The sequence below is a fragment of the Micromonospora chalcea genome (assembly GCF_028768405.1).
In the GTDB taxonomy this organism is placed as follows: domain Bacteria; phylum Actinomycetota; class Actinomycetes; order Mycobacteriales; family Micromonosporaceae; genus Micromonospora; species Micromonospora chalcea.
Genome location: NZ_CP118233.1, coordinates 1,533,100 through 1,548,647, shown reverse-complemented (window position 1 = coordinate 1,548,647; position 15,548 = coordinate 1,533,100). Strand labels below are relative to the sequence as shown.

The 15,548-nt window shown below is 74.9% G+C and carries 13 protein-coding genes; 10 read left to right on the top strand and 3 right to left on the bottom strand.

Annotated features, from left to right (window positions below; translation table 11 throughout):
- Nucleotides 1-131: 131 nt before the first annotated feature.
- On the bottom strand, nt 132-1,979 hold the full coding sequence (locus PVK74_RS07265; RefSeq protein ID WP_274478597.1) for a nucleoside-diphosphate sugar epimerase/dehydratase: 1,848 nt from the start codon (nt 1,977-1,979) through the stop codon (nt 132-134).
- Nucleotides 1,980-2,164: 185 nt separating this feature from the next.
- On the opposite strand from PVK74_RS07265, the gene PVK74_RS07260 reads away from it, so the two are divergent.
- Nucleotides 2,165-3,616: a tyrosine-protein kinase domain-containing protein gene (locus PVK74_RS07260; protein WP_043323724.1), complete on the top strand. Its 1,452-nt coding sequence runs from the start codon at nt 2,165-2,167 to the stop codon at nt 3,614-3,616.
- Here the strand turns inward: PVK74_RS07260 and PVK74_RS07255 are convergent.
- The gene (locus PVK74_RS07255; protein ID WP_043330096.1) at nt 3,597-4,151 is read right to left on the bottom strand and encodes an arsenate reductase/protein-tyrosine-phosphatase family protein; all 555 of its coding nucleotides are present in this window, start codon (nt 4,149-4,151) and stop codon (nt 3,597-3,599) included. The genes PVK74_RS07260 and PVK74_RS07255 overlap by 20 nt on opposite strands.
- A 144-nt stretch (nt 4,152-4,295) precedes the next feature.
- Between PVK74_RS07255 and PVK74_RS07250 the strand changes: the two genes are divergently transcribed.
- The 8 genes from PVK74_RS07250 (at nt 4,296) to PVK74_RS07215 (ending at nt 13,292) form a co-directional block, all read left to right on the top strand.
- Complete coding sequence (locus PVK74_RS07250) at nt 4,296-5,558, top strand: glycosyltransferase family 4 protein (RefSeq protein WP_274478596.1); 1,263 nt, start codon at nt 4,296-4,298, stop codon at nt 5,556-5,558.
- Nucleotides 5,559-5,636: 78 nt separating this feature from the next.
- Nucleotides 5,637-7,421, top strand: coding sequence for a DUF4012 domain-containing protein (locus PVK74_RS07245; RefSeq protein WP_140946351.1), 1,785 nt, complete (start codon nt 5,637-5,639; stop codon nt 7,419-7,421).
- Between the two features lie 13 nt (nt 7,422-7,434).
- Nucleotides 7,435-8,055, top strand: coding sequence for a hypothetical protein (locus PVK74_RS07240; RefSeq protein WP_043323730.1), 621 nt, complete (start codon nt 7,435-7,437; stop codon nt 8,053-8,055).
- 98 nt (nt 8,056-8,153) lie between these two features.
- On the top strand, nt 8,154-8,570 hold the full coding sequence (locus PVK74_RS07235; protein ID WP_166455883.1) for a protein-tyrosine phosphatase family protein: 417 nt from the start codon (nt 8,154-8,156) through the stop codon (nt 8,568-8,570).
- Between the two features lie 100 nt (nt 8,571-8,670).
- Nucleotides 8,671-9,969 (top strand): D-alanyl-D-alanine carboxypeptidase family protein, encoded by a 1,299-nt coding sequence (locus tag PVK74_RS07230; protein ID WP_274478594.1) that lies wholly within the window; start codon nt 8,671-8,673, stop codon nt 9,967-9,969.
- 54 nt (nt 9,970-10,023) lie between these two features.
- Nucleotides 10,024-11,187, top strand: coding sequence for an MGDG synthase family glycosyltransferase (locus tag PVK74_RS07225; RefSeq protein ID WP_274478593.1), 1,164 nt, complete (start codon nt 10,024-10,026; stop codon nt 11,185-11,187).
- Nucleotides 11,184-11,906 (top strand): polysaccharide deacetylase family protein, encoded by a 723-nt coding sequence (locus PVK74_RS07220; RefSeq protein ID WP_069088599.1) that lies wholly within the window; start codon nt 11,184-11,186, stop codon nt 11,904-11,906. Before PVK74_RS07225 ends, PVK74_RS07220 begins: the two co-directional genes overlap by 4 nt.
- Before the next feature lie 99 nt (nt 11,907-12,005).
- Complete coding sequence (locus PVK74_RS07215; protein WP_274478591.1) at nt 12,006-13,292, top strand: D-alanyl-D-alanine carboxypeptidase family protein; 1,287 nt, start codon at nt 12,006-12,008, stop codon at nt 13,290-13,292.
- Between the two features lie 15 nt (nt 13,293-13,307).
- Here the strand turns inward: PVK74_RS07215 and PVK74_RS07210 are convergent, their stop codons facing one another.
- Nucleotides 13,308-14,333 (bottom strand): LacI family DNA-binding transcriptional regulator, encoded by a 1,026-nt coding sequence (locus tag PVK74_RS07210; protein WP_043323734.1) that lies wholly within the window; start codon nt 14,331-14,333, stop codon nt 13,308-13,310.
- 199 nt (nt 14,334-14,532) lie between these two features.
- Between PVK74_RS07210 and PVK74_RS07205 the strand changes: the two genes are divergently transcribed.
- Nucleotides 14,533-15,498 carry an acetylxylan esterase gene (locus PVK74_RS07205; protein ID WP_043323736.1) on the top strand — a complete coding sequence of 322 codons (966 nt, stop codon included), beginning with the start codon at nt 14,533-14,535 and terminating at the stop codon, nt 15,496-15,498.
- Nucleotides 15,499-15,548 lie beyond the last annotated feature (50 nt).

The window sequence follows — 15,548 nt, the reverse complement described above, 5'->3', positions numbered from 1 at the left end:
GTCGGCGAATCCATCGCCGACCAGGCTTCCCGGCACACCGGTTCCAAGCCTAACGGCCGCCGGGACCGGCGGCGAGCTGGGCCGGTGGGACGCTCGTCCCATCTCGTGGGCGGGCGTCCCACCGGCTCCGGTCAGCGCTGGCCGGGCAGCGCCGGCAGGGCGGCGCCGGCCGGTTCGCAGAACGCCGCCAGTCGCTTGATCAGCTCGTCCGGTTCCGCGTACGGGTCCAGCGTCCGCACCTCGTCCGGGTCCAGTTCCGGCACCGGGACGTGGGAGATCAGCGGGTGCAGCGGGCGGGTGTCCACCTCGTCCGCGCCGAACAGGTGCTCGTGCAGCTTCTCACCGGGCCGCAGCCCGGTGAAGACGATCTCCACGGGCCGGTCCGCCTCGGCGGCGAGCCGGCGCGCCACGTCCGCGATCCGGACCGGCTCGCCCATGTCGAGCACCAGCGCCTCGCCGCCCCGGCCGATGGTCGCGGCCTGGAGCACCAGGTGCACCGCCTCCTGGACGGTCATGAAGTAGCGGGTGACGTCGGGGTGGGTGACGGTGACCGGCACGCCGGCGCGGATCTGCGCCTGGAACGCGGTGAGCACCGACCCGCGGCTGCTGAGCACGTTGCCGAACCGGACGCTGAGGTAGGTGCCGTTGAGCCGCTGCGCGTGGTACGCGGTGAGCCGCTCGGTGATCCGCTTGGAGTAGCCGAGCACGCTCGCCGGGTTGGCCGCCTTGTCGGTGGAGATGTTCACGAACTGGGCGACGTCCCGGCACGCCTCCAGCACGTTCAGCGTACCCAGGATGTTGGTCTTGATCGCCTCACCGGGGTGGCGCTCGAGCAGCGTGAGGTGCTTGAGCGCGGCGGCGTGGAACACCACGTCGGGCTGCCGGTCGGCGATCACCCGGGCGATGCCCTCGGCGTCGCGGATGTCGGCCAGGATCAGCTCCGGGCCGTCCAGCAGCGCGCGCCCGTGCAGGGACATCTGCAGCGCGTGCAGCGCCGACTCGTCCCGGTCGAGCATCATCAGCTCGTCCGGCTCGCAGCGGGCGATCTGCCGGCACAGCTCCGAGCCGATCGAGCCGCCGGCGCCGGTCACCAGCACCCGCCGGCCGGCCAGCCCACCCCGCTCCACGCTCAGCTCCGCCACCCGGTGCGCCCGGCCCAGCAGATCGGTGAGCTGGACGTCGCGCACGTCGGTGGCGGCGACCGGCCGGTCGAGCAGCTCGCGCACCGGCGGCAGCACCTTGAACGCCGCCCCGGCCTCCAGGGTCCGGGTACGCACGTCGCGCAGCAGCTGCGGGTCCGAGCCGCTCATCGAGAAGATGACGGTGGTCGCCCCGGTCGCCCGAACGGCGTCGCCGACCTGCTCGCGGCCGCCCAGTACGCGCAGCCCCTCCAGCCGCAGGCCGCGGCTGTCGGCCGCGTCGTCGAGCAGGCCGACCGGCCGGTAGCTGCTGTCGGGATCCTGCAGCAGCACCCGGACGAGCCGCTCGCTGGCCGCGTCCACCCCGTAGACCAGGCAGCGCTCGGCGTTCCGTGGGGCGGGTGGCCGGCGGTCGGCGTGGGCACGCCACAGGCCGCGGGCGGTCGCCATCACCACCAGCGCCACCGTGCCGCCGACGAGCGGCGTGCTGGCCGGTACGGGATGCCGCGTCCACTGCATCACGGCGACGGCGCCGACGGCCGCGACGAGCGCGACGGTGACGGCGAGCCCCTGTGCGTCCCCCGAGCTGCCGATCGGGTAGCGGCCGTAGATCCGGGAGCGCAGCAGCGTGAGCGCGGCGTACAGCGCGGCGCAGGCCAGCGCCAGGCCGAGCGTACGGGCGCTGGCGGCGACGGTCAGGTCGAACTCGTACCTCGTCCAGGCGGCGCCGAGAAATCCTCCGCACCACGCGGCCGTGTCCAGCGTTAACAGGGAAAGGGTGGCGGCGCGGTGGGTGATCCGGCGGTGCGGTCGCACTGCTGTGCTGGCTTCACGATCCATGGGCTGCCCTCTGTGTCCTATCCGGATTGAAAGGATTAGACCTTCTGTGCCTGTTCGGTCGTTTACATTCGTCAAGTCACGTAACGTCGTGAATAGGCGATTCGATCCTGGCACGGGTACGGGTGCTTTTAGGGGGCTTTCGTGCAGTTTCATCGGCAGACCGGCGTGTCGCTAGGGAGGGCGTGATGGACGTTCTCGGCTACCTGCGCCTGGTCCGACGCCACTGGTGGATCGTGTTGGTGACGGTGATGCTCGCCCTGGGCACCGCCGCGCTCGTGACGGTCCGGACGGCGCCTCGGTACGAGGCCTCGGTGACGTTCTTCGTCACCACGCCCAGCCAGGGCGTCACCGACGCCTACCAGGGCAGCCTCTTCCTTCAGCAGCGGGTGAAGTCCTACGGTGACCTGCTCACCAGCGACCGGCTGGCGCAGAGCGTGGTGGCCGACGCGCCGCTGGGTCTCACCGCCGACCAGGTGCGCAGCCGGATCCGGACCGCCAGCACGACCGGCACGGTCCTGCTCAAGGCCACGATCACCGACACCGACCAGACCCGGGCGCTGAAGACCACCGAGACGCTCGCGACGAAGTTCACCGAGCTGGTGCGCAAGGTCGAGACGCCGCCGGACGGCAATGCCCCGCCGATCAAGATCGAGGTCGTCAGCGGTCCCCGGGTGACGTCCAGCCCGGTCTCGCCGCAGCCCACGCGCAACCTGGTCATGGGCGGTGTGCTGGGCCTGCTGCTCGGCGCCGCGCTGGCCGTGCTGCGCGGGCTGGCCGACGTCCGGATGCGCGACGGCGCCGCGCTGCAACGGGTGACCGGCAGCCCGCTGCTCGGCGAGATCCCGTACGAGAACGGCGCGAAGGCGGCGCCGCTGATCGTCGGCGCGGCGGCCACCTCCGCCCGTGCCGAGGCGGTCCGCAAACTGCGCACGAACCTGCGCTTCGTGGACGTGCACGAGCCGGCCCGGGTCATCGCGGTCACGAGCGCGTTGCAGGGCGAGGGGAAGACCACGATGGCCTGCAACACCGCCATCGCGCTGGCCGAGGCGGGCTGGCGGGTGCTTCTCATCGACGCCGACCTGCGCCGCCCGAAGGTGGCCGACTACCTGGGCCTCGACGGCGGCGTCGGCCTCACCGACGTGCTGGTCGGCGACGTCCAGGTCGGTGACGTGGTGCAGCGCTGGGGGGAGAAGTCCCTTCTCGTGCTGCCCAGCGGCGCCACCCCGCCCAACCCGAGCGAGCTGCTCGGCTCGAAGTCCATGGCGGACCTGCTGGTGGCGCTGCGGGACTCGGCGGACATCGTGGTGATCGACACCGCGCCGCTGCTGGCCGTCACCGACGGCGTGGTGGTGGCCGTGCAGGCCGACGGCGCGCTCCTGGTCACCCAGCAGGGCCGGACCTCGCGCAGCCAGGTGGCGGCGGCGGCGAACGCGCTCAGCTCGGTCTCGGTGCGCCTGCTCGGCTGCGTGCTCAACATGGCCAAGGTGGCCAAGTCGGACGCCTACCAGTACGAGGCGTACAAGGTGGTCGTGCCGCCGGCCGCGCCCTCGGTGCCGGCCGACCGGGCCGGCAGCCGCCGGGGCGCCAAGGCCGTCGGGGGCGACCGGACGCAGGAACTCACCCGGCTGTCGCGATGAGCGCGAGCACGGGGCGGATCGACCGCTCGATCTCCTCCGCGCACCGCCGGAAGTCGGCCGGCGAGCCGCCGATCGGGTCGCGCAGGTCGTCCACGTCGGGGGCGGCGGGTTGCAGCCGCCCCCGGGCGCGCACGGCGGCCGACACCGCCGCCCGCAACGGCGTGCCCGCCTCCGCCTCATCCGCCCGGGCCTCGGTGGCCAGCCGGGCGAACTGCCGGAGCGTGAACGTCCGCGCCAGCGTGGCCGGGGCCATCGCGGTGCAGGCCGAGCGCTGGCGGCGGGTCGCGGTCAGCACCAGCGCCGCTCCGGTCAGGTGCTCGGGGCGCAGCCGCCGGGTGCGGAAGGCCGCCGGGTCCGCGCCGGTCCGGGCGGCCACCTCGACCGCGTACGGGTGCATGGCGGCGCCGTCGATCGCGTCGGTGCCCGCGCTGGCGACCGCCAGCGGCAGACCGGCCAGCATCCGGCGGGCGATGAACTCCGCCATCGGTGACCGGCACATGTTCGCGTGGCAGACGAAGAGGACCTCGTCGACCATCTGCACCCCTCTCGTCGGCACGGTCGCGACGCAGAGTGCCGCGACGGCGTTCTTCCGGCGGTCGCGGCCGGACGCAGAGGGGTTGCCGGAATCGTACGCGCCGCGCCGCGCGCCCGTCCGGCAAGCCGCGCCGGGAGCGTGGACATGAGGATCGGCATCCTGTCGTACCACTTCCCGCCGGAGCCGGCGTTCGTCCCGGGCAGCCTGGCCGAGGAGCTGGTCGCCCGGGGCCACGAGGTACGGGTGCTCACCGGGTTCCCGGACTATCCGGGTGGCCACGTCTATCCGGGCTGGCGGCAGCGCTGGCGGCACCAGACGCACAGCGAGCGGCTGACCGTACGCCGGGTGCCCCGGTACGCCGGCGGCGACGGCACGCCCCGGGCCCGTACCGCGAGCTGGCTCTCCTTCGCCGGCAGCGCCGCGCTCGCCGGGCGGGGCCTGCTGCGGGGCGTCGACGCGCTCTACGTCTTCGGTCACCCGGCGGTCACGTTCGCGGCGTCCGGGCTGCTGCGGCTGCTCGGCCGTACGCCCACCGTCCTGCACGTGCAGGGCGTCTGGACGGAGCACGAGCCGGGCCCGGCGCAGAGCGACCGGGCGCCGGCCCGGCTGGAGGCCGCCATGCGCCGCCTCTACCGGGAGGCGGCAGTGGTGGCGGTCAGCTCGCCGTCCATGGCGGATCTGGTGCGCGCCCGCGGGGCCGATCCGGCGCGGGTGCGTACGGTGCTCAACTGGACCGACGAACGCATCTTCCGTCCGACCCAGGCCGGTCCGGCCGTCCGCCGGCTCATCCGGCGGGACGACCGTTGCGTGGTGATGCACGCCGGGACGATCGGCGTGCGCCAGGGGCTGGAGACGGCGGTCCGCGCGGCGGCGGCGCTCGGCGACCGGATGGACCTGGTGCTGGTCGGCTCCGGTCCGCAGGAGCGGCGGGTGCGGGGGCTTGCCGCCGAGCTCGGCGCGGACAACGTCCGGTTCGTCGAGCGACGGTCCGCCGTGGACATGCCGCAGCTCTACGCGGCCGCCGACTATCAGCTCGTGGCGCAGCGCGACCTGCCCGAGCTGCGGGGGACCGTGCCCGCCAAGCTCCAGGCCGCGCTCTCCTGTGCCGCGCCGGTGGTCGCCTCCGCCGGTGGGGAGACGGCGGAGCTGGTCGAGCGGGCCCGCGCGGGGCTGTCCTGCCCGCCGGAGGACTGGGCGGCGCTCGCCGACCGCTTCTGGCTGGCCGCCGCCATCCCGGCGGCCGCCCGGATCGACATGGGTAGGCGGGGCCGGGGCGCGTACCTGCGGGAGATGTCGATGCGGACCGGCGTGGACCGAATCGAGGCCCTGCTGCAGGAGGCGGCGGGTGTGGCGCCGAAGCGAGCAAAACTCGCAGAAGCGATGCAAGCCGACAGAGCGGCGGAATAGCCAACTAAAGCTTCCTTTTCCATGCTAGAAAGCAACTCGATTGCGAAAAGTGTCTTATTCGTCTCGTAGGAGGATTTTGTGTCCGGACCCGGTCCTTCGCCCGGCCGCCGACGGCGCTCGCGGCGGCGCCGGCGCGCCCGGGTCCGCCGGATCCTGCTGACCGGGCTGGTCGTCGTCTCGGTGCTGCTCAGCGCCGGTGGCTGGGTGGCGTTCCGGGGCTGGCAGGCCCGCGCCCACCTGGTCAACGCCGCCGGGCTGGCCAAGGAGCTCAGCGCCCAGGTGCTCGACGGCGACGTGGCCCGGGCGCAGCGCACGCTCGCCGCGTTGCAGGAGCAGGCGGCCGCCGCGCGCGGCGCTACCGGGGATCCGGTCTGGTGGGCCGGCCAGCAGGCCCCCTACGCGGGGGACAACCTGGCCGCGGTGCGGCAGATCTCGGTGGCGGTGGACGACCTGGCCCGGCTCGCGTTCCCCACGCTGCTGCGGGTCGACCTCGCCTCGCTGGTGCCGAAGCAGGGCCGGCTGGACCTGGCCCGCCTGCGCGGGGTCTCGGCCGAGGTCGCGGCGGCCGACCAGGCGGTCCGGGCCACCGCCGAGCGGTTGCGGCAGGTGCCGGTGGACAGCCTCGTGGCGCAGGTGCGCGACGCGGTCACCGCGCTGCGCGCGGAGCTGGACAAACTGGGCGAGCTGACCTCGGCGGCGGATCGGGGCGCGCGGCTGCTGCCGCCGCTGCTCGGTGCGGACGGGCCACGCAGTTATCTGCTCGTCTCGCAGAATCCGGCCGAGCTGCGCGCCACCGGCGGCATGTTCGGCGCGTACGCGGTGCTGCGGGCCGAGGGCGGCCGGGTCCGGTTGGTCAAGCAGGGCAGCTCGTCGGACCTGCGGTCCTTCGACCCACCGCTCAAGATCGGCGCGGAGGCGAAGCGGCTCTGGGGCGACCTGCCGGGCATCTATCCGGCGGATGTGAACCTCAGCCCGGACTTCCCGGCCGCCGCCGCGCTCTACCGGGACATGGTGCGCCGCCGTACCGGCACCACCGTGGACGGCGTGCTGGCGGTGGACCCCGTGGTCCTGTCGTACCTGCTCGGCGTGGTCGGCCCGGTGACCGTGCCGGACGGGCCTTCGCTGGCCGCCGCCACCGCCGTGCGGACGCTGCTCAGTGACTCGTACCGGGACCTGGACACCAAGGACCAGGACGTGTTCTTCGCCCGGGCCGCGTCCGGCGTGTTCGACACGTTGTTCACCAAGACGGTCGACCCTCGGTCGCTTTTGACCGTTTTTAGTCGTTCCATTAGCGAACGTCGGATATTGTTCTGGAGTGTCCGATCCGATGAGCAGCGCGCGCTGGCCGACACCCGGCTGGCGGGTCAGCTCCCGGAGAAGGACACCGTGCCGACTGTCGGCGTGTTCCTCAACGACGGCAGCGGCGCGAAGCTCGGTTACTACCTCAGGTTCTCGGCCACCGTGACGGTCGGCGAATGCCATCCGGACGGGCGCCGCGAGCTGCGGCTGAAGGTGACGGTGCACTCCACCGCCCCGAAGTCGGGCCTGACCAAGTCGGTGACCGGGCTGGCCCTGTCCGGCGACAAGTACACCGCACGCACCTTCGTCTCCGTCCACACGCCCACCGGGGGCGCCGTCCTCACCGGGCGGCTCGACGGGAGGGACACCGCGATGGGCAGCGGCACCGACGGCCGCCGCCAGGTGGCGGTGGCCAACGTGGAGACCCGCCCGGGGCAGACCCGGACGCTCGACGTCACGGTGCTCACCGGCCAGACCGGTGCCGGGACGGCCGAGCTGGTGCACACGCCCACCGTCACCCCATGGACCACCCAAGTAGTCAACGCACCAAGCTGTGAACAGTAGGAGGGAAACCATCATGCGGCTATCCCGCATCATCATGGCGCTCACGGTGGGCCTGGCCGTAGCGGCCGTGCCGACCGCGGCCGGGGCGGCGCAGCCGCAACCCCCGGTCTACCCGCCCGAGGTCGCGTCGCTGACCGTCTCACCGACGACCATCCGGCTCGGCGAGACGTTCACCCTGCGGGGATCGAACTTCGGGCCGAACGAGACGGTCCGAATCGACGTGGCGATCTCGGGCCTGCCCGCGGCCGCCCCGGCCGACGGTTCCGCGCGACGCAGCGACGGCAGCACGGTGGCGATGGCGCCGGTCGCCTACACGCCCAACCGTGCCCAGCCGCAGCCCGCGCCGACCACGTTCACCGTGACGACCGACGCCAGCGGCAACTTCACCGTGACCTACCGGCCGACCCGGCCCGGGCGGTACACGTTCACCGCCACCGGTCTGACGTCCGGTCGGATCGCCAGCGCCACCGGCACCGTCCTGCCGCCGCGGCCGACCAAGTCCCCGCACCACGGCGGGCTGCCGGTCACCGGTGACAGCATTGGCACGCCGCTGAAGCTCGGTGGGGGCCTCGCCGCCGCCGGCGCGGTGCTGCTGCTGGCCTCCATGGCCTGGCGTCGCCGTCGCCTCGGCTGATCCGGGGCGCGCCGGGAAAGACCCGGCTCGATCGTGAGTGCCCGCCGGACGGAGTCCGGCGGGCACTCACGTGTCCGTGCCACACGACACAATGGGCCATGGACGCGACACCGTGGACCGATCAGGCCGGCCTGCTCACGCTGCCCGGGGGCGCCACCGTCCGCGGGCGGCGAGTCGCCGAGCCCGCCTCGCCCGCCGACTTCGCGCTGCTGCTGGCGCCCGGCCCCGAACCGGAGTGGCCCGCCCGGCGCATCCGCTGGCCCGACTTCTGGATCCCGGCCGACCGCGCCGACGCGCTCGACGCGCTGCGGGAGGCATGGCGGCGCGCGTACGCGGGCGAGCGGGTCGAGGTGGCCTGCCACGGCGGTGTGGGGCGTACCGGAACCGCGCTCGCCGCCTTCGCCGTACTGGACGGGCTGCCGCCCGCCCGGGCGGTGGCCTGGGTCCGCTCCCGCTACCACCGGAAGGCGGTGGAGACGCCGTGGCAACGATGGTGGTTGCGCGGCGTGCGCTGACCCCCGGCCGGTCACCGAGCGGGGCGGCGTGATCGGCGCGGCGTCACGGTCCCGGTGAGCCACCCGGCCCTGATCAACGGGCTCGGTATGGTGCCTTCTCATGAGAGCCCGGGTCCTGGCCGCCGTCACCGCCGTCACCCTGCTCGCCGCCGGGACACCCGCACCGGCGCCGGCCGCCCCCGGGACGGCCCCCGCGCCCGGCGCCCCCGCGCCCGGCGCCCCCGCGCCCGGCGCCACCGTGCCCTGCCCCCGGCAGCCCGCGCCGAAGGTGAGCCGGCCGCCCCGCCCCACGCCGCCGGCCACGACGCCCGAACAGGCGGCGGTGGGCGGGGAGGCGCTGGCCGGCGCCGGACTGGTCGCGCCGCCGGGCAGCCCCGCGCCCCCGGCGGTCACCGCCAGCACCTGGCTCGTGGCGGACCTGGACACCGGCGCCGTTCTGGGCGCGTGCGGGGCGCACGTCCCCGGCACGCCGGCCAGCACCCAGAAACTGCTGCTGGCCGCCACCATGCTGAGCCGGCTCGACCCGAAGCAGGTGGCCGTCGCGACCCGCGCCGACCTCGACATCGAACCGGGCAGCTCGGCCGTCGGGCTGCTCGTCGGTGGCCGCTACAGCGTGGAGACGCTCTGGCTGGGCCTGCTCCTGCAGTCCGGCAACGACGCGGCGAACATGCTGGCCCGTCTCGGCGCCGGCAGCACGCAGGCCGGCGTCGCCGAGATGAACGCGCAGGCCCGCCGGCTCGGCGCCGGGCAGACCCACGCGGTCACCCCGTCCGGACTGGACGGCCCCGGGCAGTTCACCACCGCGTACGACCTGGCGCTGATCGCGCGGGCCTGCTTCGCCGACGCCGCGTTCCGCCGGTACGCGCTCACCGAACGCACACAGATCCCGGCCCAGCCCGCCCTGAAGAAGGGCGGGTTCCAGATCCAGAACGAGAACCAGCTGATCTACCGCTATCCGGGCGCGCTCGGCGGCAAGACCGGTTTCACCGAGCTGGCCCGGCACAGTTACGTCGGCGCCGCGCAACGCGGCGGACGCCGTCTCGTGGTGACGCTGCTCGGCGCCGAGGCCCGGCCGGTACGCGGCTGGCAGCAGGGCGCCCAGCTGCTCGACTGGGGCTTCGGGCTGCCCCGGGACGCCTCGGTCGGCCGGCTGGTGGAGCCGGGTGAGGGGGACGCCGCGGCGGCGGAACCCCGTAACGCTCCCGCCGCCGCGCCGGCCCGTACCGTCTCGCCGCCGTGGCGGGGGCCGGCCGGCACCGCGCTGCGCCGCGTCGGCGAGGGGGACTGGCGGATGATCGTGCCGCTCGCCGGTCTGCTCGCCCTCACCGTCGGCGGGGTGGCGGCGGTGCTCGCCGCCCGCCGGGGCCGGTCCCGCCGCCGCGGACGCCGCCGCGCCTGAACCCGGCGTCCCGGCGGGTCGCGTGGACACCGATTCCGTGGGTATGCGCCCGGCATGGAGCACCCGGGCCGGATCGTGGTGGTCTCGGCGGACATCGGCGCCGGACACGACCGGGCCGCTGACGAGCTGGCGCAACGGCTGCGTGCGCGGGGCTTCGCGGTGGACCGGCTGAACCTTCTGCACCTGCTGCCCCGCCCGCTGCACCGGGCGGTGCGCGAGACGTACCGGGGGGTGCTGCACCGGCTCCCGTGGGGCTACCACGCGCTGTTCCGGCTGACCGGCAGCTCACCGACGGCCGTACGCGCGATCCGCGCGCTGCTGAGGCCGTTGCGCCGTCGCCTGCGCCGCCGCATCCCGTCCGACACCCGGGCCGTGGTCACCACCTATCCGTTCGCCAACCAGCTCCTCGGCCCGTTGCGGCGGCACGGGCGGCTCCGTGTCCCGGTGATCACCTACGTGACCGATTTCGTGGTGCACCCGACCTGGCTCGCGCCGGGCGTGGACGTGTACTGCGCGGTCCGCCACGCCGAGACGCGCCAGGCCGACGCCGCCGACGTCACGGTGGTGCAGCCGCTGGTGTCCCGCGCCTTCGCCCGGCCCGGCCCGGAGGACCGGCAGCGGGCCCGGCAGCGGTTCGGCCTGCCGGCCGACGGTGTGCTCGCGCTTGTCGTCGCGGGCTCCTGGGGCGCCGGCGAGGTGCCGGCGACGGTGGCCGAGGTCGCCGCGGCGGGTGTCCGCCCGGTGGTGGTGTGCGGGCACAACGCGGCGCTGCGCCGCCGGCTGCACGGCGCCGGCCGGTACGTGCTGGGCTGGGTCGACGACATGCCGGCACTGATGCGCGCCGTCGACGTGATGGTGGAGAACGCCGGCGGGCTGACCTGCCAGGAGGCGCTGGCGGCCGGGCTGCCGGTGGTCACGTACCGGCCCATCGCCGGTCACGGGCGTGCGAACGCCGCGATCCTGGCCCGCGCCGGCCTGATCCGGTGGGCGGGCACACCGCAGCAGCTCGGGCCGGTGCTCGCGGCGGTGATCGGGACTTCACCGGTGATCCCGTCCCACGACGACGTGTCCCAGGACCCGGCCGGCCTGGTCGCCGAGGCGGCTCGCCGGGCGCCGCCCGCGGGTTCGGCCGGCACGCGCCGCCCGTTGCTGGACCCGGTCGGCGACGCGGTCGCCGTACTCGCCGCGATGCTGCAGTCCACCGGCGGTCTGCGATGAGAGCGGCGACCCTGGCCCGGGCCGCCGCGCTCGCGCTGCCGGTGTTGCAGGTGGCGCCGTCGGTCACGGCGCTGCCCGCCGTGCGGCGGCGGTGGCTGCCCGGCCTGCACGGAATCGGGGCGCCCGACCGGGTCGCGCTGACCTTCGACGACGGCCCGGACCCGGAGTCCACCGGCCACGTCCTGGACGTGCTGGCGGCACACCGGGTCCGTGCCACGTTCTTCGTGCTCGGCGCGATGCTGCGGCGCAACCCGGCGCTGGGCCGCCGGCTGGTCGACGACGGCCACGAGGTGGCCGTGCACGGCTGGACGCACGACAACCTGCTGCTGCGCGGCCCGGCCCGCACAGTCCGGGACCTGACCCGCGCGTACGACCTGGTCACGGACGTGACCGGCCGTGCGCCCCGGTTCCTGCGACCGCCGTACGGCGTGCTCACCGCCGCGGCTCTCACGGCCGCCCGGCGGCTGCGTCTGCGGCCGGTGCTGTGGAGCTGCTGGGGGCGGGACTGGACCGCCACGGCCACCGCCGACACGGTCGCGCGAACCGTCCTGTCCGGGCTGGAGGGAGGCGGCACGATCCTGCTGCACGACTCCTCCCGTACCGCCGCGCCGGGCGCCTGGCGTGCCGGTGTCGCCGCGCTTCCGCGCGTGCTGGCCGAGTGCCGTCGCCGCGGATGGCACGTCGGCCCGCTCAGCGGCCACGGGCTGCCCGCGCGCTGATCCGGGCACGGGCGGGGAGCCTACCGCGTGGCCCCGGCGCCGGGGCCCGAATCCCGGAGCCGGTGACCCGTTCGGGTCGGCGTGGCTAGCGTCCGGGTCATGAGGACCTGGGGATCCTTCGTGGCGCTGGCCGCCGCCCTGCTGGTGCCGGTGTCGGCGACGCCCGCGGTGGCGGGCGTCCGCGCGCCCGTACGCCGGATGCCGGCCGCGCCGCCCTGCCCGAACGTGCCGCCCTCGTCGACCCGGCCGCCGCAGCCGCCGCCCGCGCCCGATCCGGCCGCGCGGGCCGTCGGCGGCGCGGCGCTGGACACCGCCGGGCTGGTCGTCCCGCCCGCGTCGACCGCGCCGCCGCCGGTCACCGCCACCTCCTGGGTGGTCGCCGACCTGGACAGCGGCGCGGTGCTCGGCGGCTGCGGGCCGCACGAGTACGCGGTGCCCGCGAGCGTGCAGAAGCTGCTGCTGGCGGCCACGATGCTGCCCCGGCTGGACCCGAACCGGGAGGTCACCGTGACCGCCGGGGATCTGGCCGTGGAACCGGGCAGCTCGGCGGTCGGGCTGGTCGAGGGCGGGCGGTACCGGATCGAGACGATCTGGCTGGGACTGCTGCTGCGTTCCGGCAACGAGGCGGCGAACGCGCTGGCCCGCCTCGGCGGCGGCCCGGACGGGCTGGCCGGCGGGGTGCGGGCGATGAACGAGGAGGCGCACCGGCTCGGCGCGCGGCAGACCCACGCGGTCACCCCGTCCGGGCTGGACGGTCCGGGCCAGTTCACCAGCGCGTACGACCTGGCGCTCATCGCGCGGGCGTGCTTCGCGAACCCGGCCTTCCGCCGGTACGCCGCCACCCGTACGGCGCAGATCCCGGCCCAGCCGGCGCTGCGCAAGAAGGCGTTCGCGATCTCCAACGACAACATGCTGCTGGACCAGTACCCGGGCGCGATCGGCGGCAAGACCGGCTTCACCGACCTGGCCCGGCACACCTACGTCGGCGCCGCCGAGCGCGGCGGGCGGCGGCTCGTGGTCACGCTGCTCGGCGCCGAGGTGACCAGCCAGCGGGGCTGGCAGCAGGGCGCCGCGCTGCTGGACTGGGGATTCGCGCAGCCTCGGGACGCCTCGGTCGGGCGGCTGGTCGAGCCGGGTGAGCTGGACCGGACCGCGCCACCGGCGGGCGGCGGGGCGTCGGCCCTGGCCGGGCACGCCGACCTGCGTGGCGGCGCGCCGGGCCCCGGCGCCGCGCCCAGCGCCGGTGTGACGGTGGCGGTGGGCGCGGTGCTGACGGCCGGGGGAGCGGTGCTGCTGGCACGGCGGCGCCGGCACGCCGCGGCGGCCGCCGCCACCATGTCGACCGGGCCGGTTCTGCGCGAGCCGGAAATTCCGGAACAGGACTGAAAGCGGCGGTCCGGGTCAGCGGCAGGCGGGCGCCGCGGTGCTGTCGCGCACCACCAGTTCGGTGGCCAGTTCGACCCGGGGCGAGTCGATCTCCTCACCCTGGGCCAGCCGCAGCACGGTACGCGCGGCGAGCCGGCCCATCTCCACGAGCGGCTGGCGCACGGTGGTCAGCGGCGGGGAGGCCCACCGCGCCTCGGGCAGGTCGTCGAAGCCCACCACGCTCACGTCGTCGCAGACCCGCAGGCCGCGCCGGCGCACCGCCTCGTACACCCCGAACGCCATCTGGTCGCTCGCCGCGAAGATGGCCGTCGGCGGCTCGTCGAGGTCGAGCAGCGCGCCACCGGCGGTGAACCCGGAGGCGTGGTAGAAGTCGCCGGGCTGCACCAGCCGGTCGTCGGCGGCCACACCGGCAGCGGCCAGCGCGGCCCGGTAGCCGTCCAGCCGGGCCCGGCTGCACAGCAGGTGCGGCGGGCCGGCCACGAAACCGATCCGCCGGTGGCCGAGCTTGAGCAGGTGCTCGGTGGCGGCCAGGCCGCCGGTCCAGTTGGTGGCGCCGATCGCCGGCACGTCGGTGGCGGCCACGCCGGCGGCCGGGTCGACCACCACCACCGGCACGTTGAGGCGGCGCAACTGGGCCTGCACGGCCGGGCTCAGGTGCGAGGTCACCACGATCACGCCGTCGGACGCGCGGGCGCGCAGGTTGTGCAGCCACTGCCGGGTGGAGCTGGACTCGCGGTGGATCGCCGAGACGACGGTGCCCACCCCGGCGGCGTGACTGACGTCCTCCACGCCGCGGATGATCTCCACGGCCCAAGGGCTGTCCAGGTCGTTGAAGACCAGGTCGACCAGGTCCGCCCGGCGCACCGTACGGCTGCCCCGGCGCCGGTAGCCGTGGTGGCGCAGCAGCTCCTCGACCCGTTCCCGCGTGTCCGGCGCGACGTCGGACCGCCCGTTGAGCACGCGCGACACGGTCGGGACCGAGACGCCGGCCTCCCGTGCGATCGCGGTGATGGTCACCCTGCGTTCGTCGTCCGCGCTCACCCGTGTTCCCTTCGCCGGCTGCCGGAACCGACCGGTAGACCGTCCCGCCCCACGCACATCTTGCCGTACGCAGAGGGCTTGACGACAGGCCGGACCGGCCCTAGCGTTCGCACGAGTTGCGGAAACGTTCCGGAAATGCGCCAGTCATCTTCCGGCGGCTCGCCGTCCACCCCCGACGAACGACGAGGAAGACCGAGGCGTGCTCACCGACCTGACCGAGGCCGAACTCCGTACCTACCGCAGCGACCTGCACGAGCCTGCCGACTTCGACGCCTTCTGGGCTGACACTCTCGCACAGGCGCGCTCGTGCGGCGACCCCGTGACGGCGACCCCGCTGCCGACGCCGCTGACCGGTGTCGACGTCTTCGACGTGACCTTCCCCGGCTTCGCCGGACAGCCGATCCGCGCGTGGCTGCGGGCGCCGCGCGGCGCGTCCGGCCCGCTGCCCACGATCGTGCAGTACGTCGGGTACGGCGGCGGGCGCGGCCACGCGCTGGAGAACCTGCTCTGGTCCGCGGCCGGCTTCGCCCACCTCCAGATGGACACCCGTGGCCAGGGCTCGGGGTGGAGCCGGGGCGACACCCCGGACGTGGCCGCCGCCGGGCCGCAGGCCCCGGGCATGGCCACCCGGGGCATCGAGGACCCGAACAAGTACTACTACCGTCGTTTCCTCACCGACGCGGTCCGCGCCGTGGACGCCGCGCGTGAGCTGCCGGCAGTCGACCCGGACCGGATCGCCGTTCTCGGTCACAGCCAGGGCGGGGCCGCAGCGCTCGCGGCCGCCGCGCTGGCGCCCTCGGTACGCGCGGCGGTGGCGTACGTGCCGTTCCTCTGCGACATCCCGCGCGCGATCACGATCACCGACTCCGCGCCGTTCCGGGAGATCCGGGACTACCTCGCCGTGCACCGCGACCGCGAGGAGCAGACGCTGCGCACGCTCGGCTACGTCGACGGCGTCGCGTTCGCCCGCCGCGCCACCGCGCCGGCCCGGTTCTCCGTCGCGCTGATGGACGAGATCGTCCCGCCGTCCACGGTCTACGCCGCCTACCACGACTACCGGGGCGACAAGGACCTGACGGTGTGGCGGTTCAACGGCCACGAGGCGGGCGGCATCGACGACGACGCCGCCGCTGTGGACTTCCTGCGTACCGTGCTGGGCGCCTGACCACCGGTTCCGCCGATGCCGGCCCGCCCGGGCTGGTAGACACGGCGGAT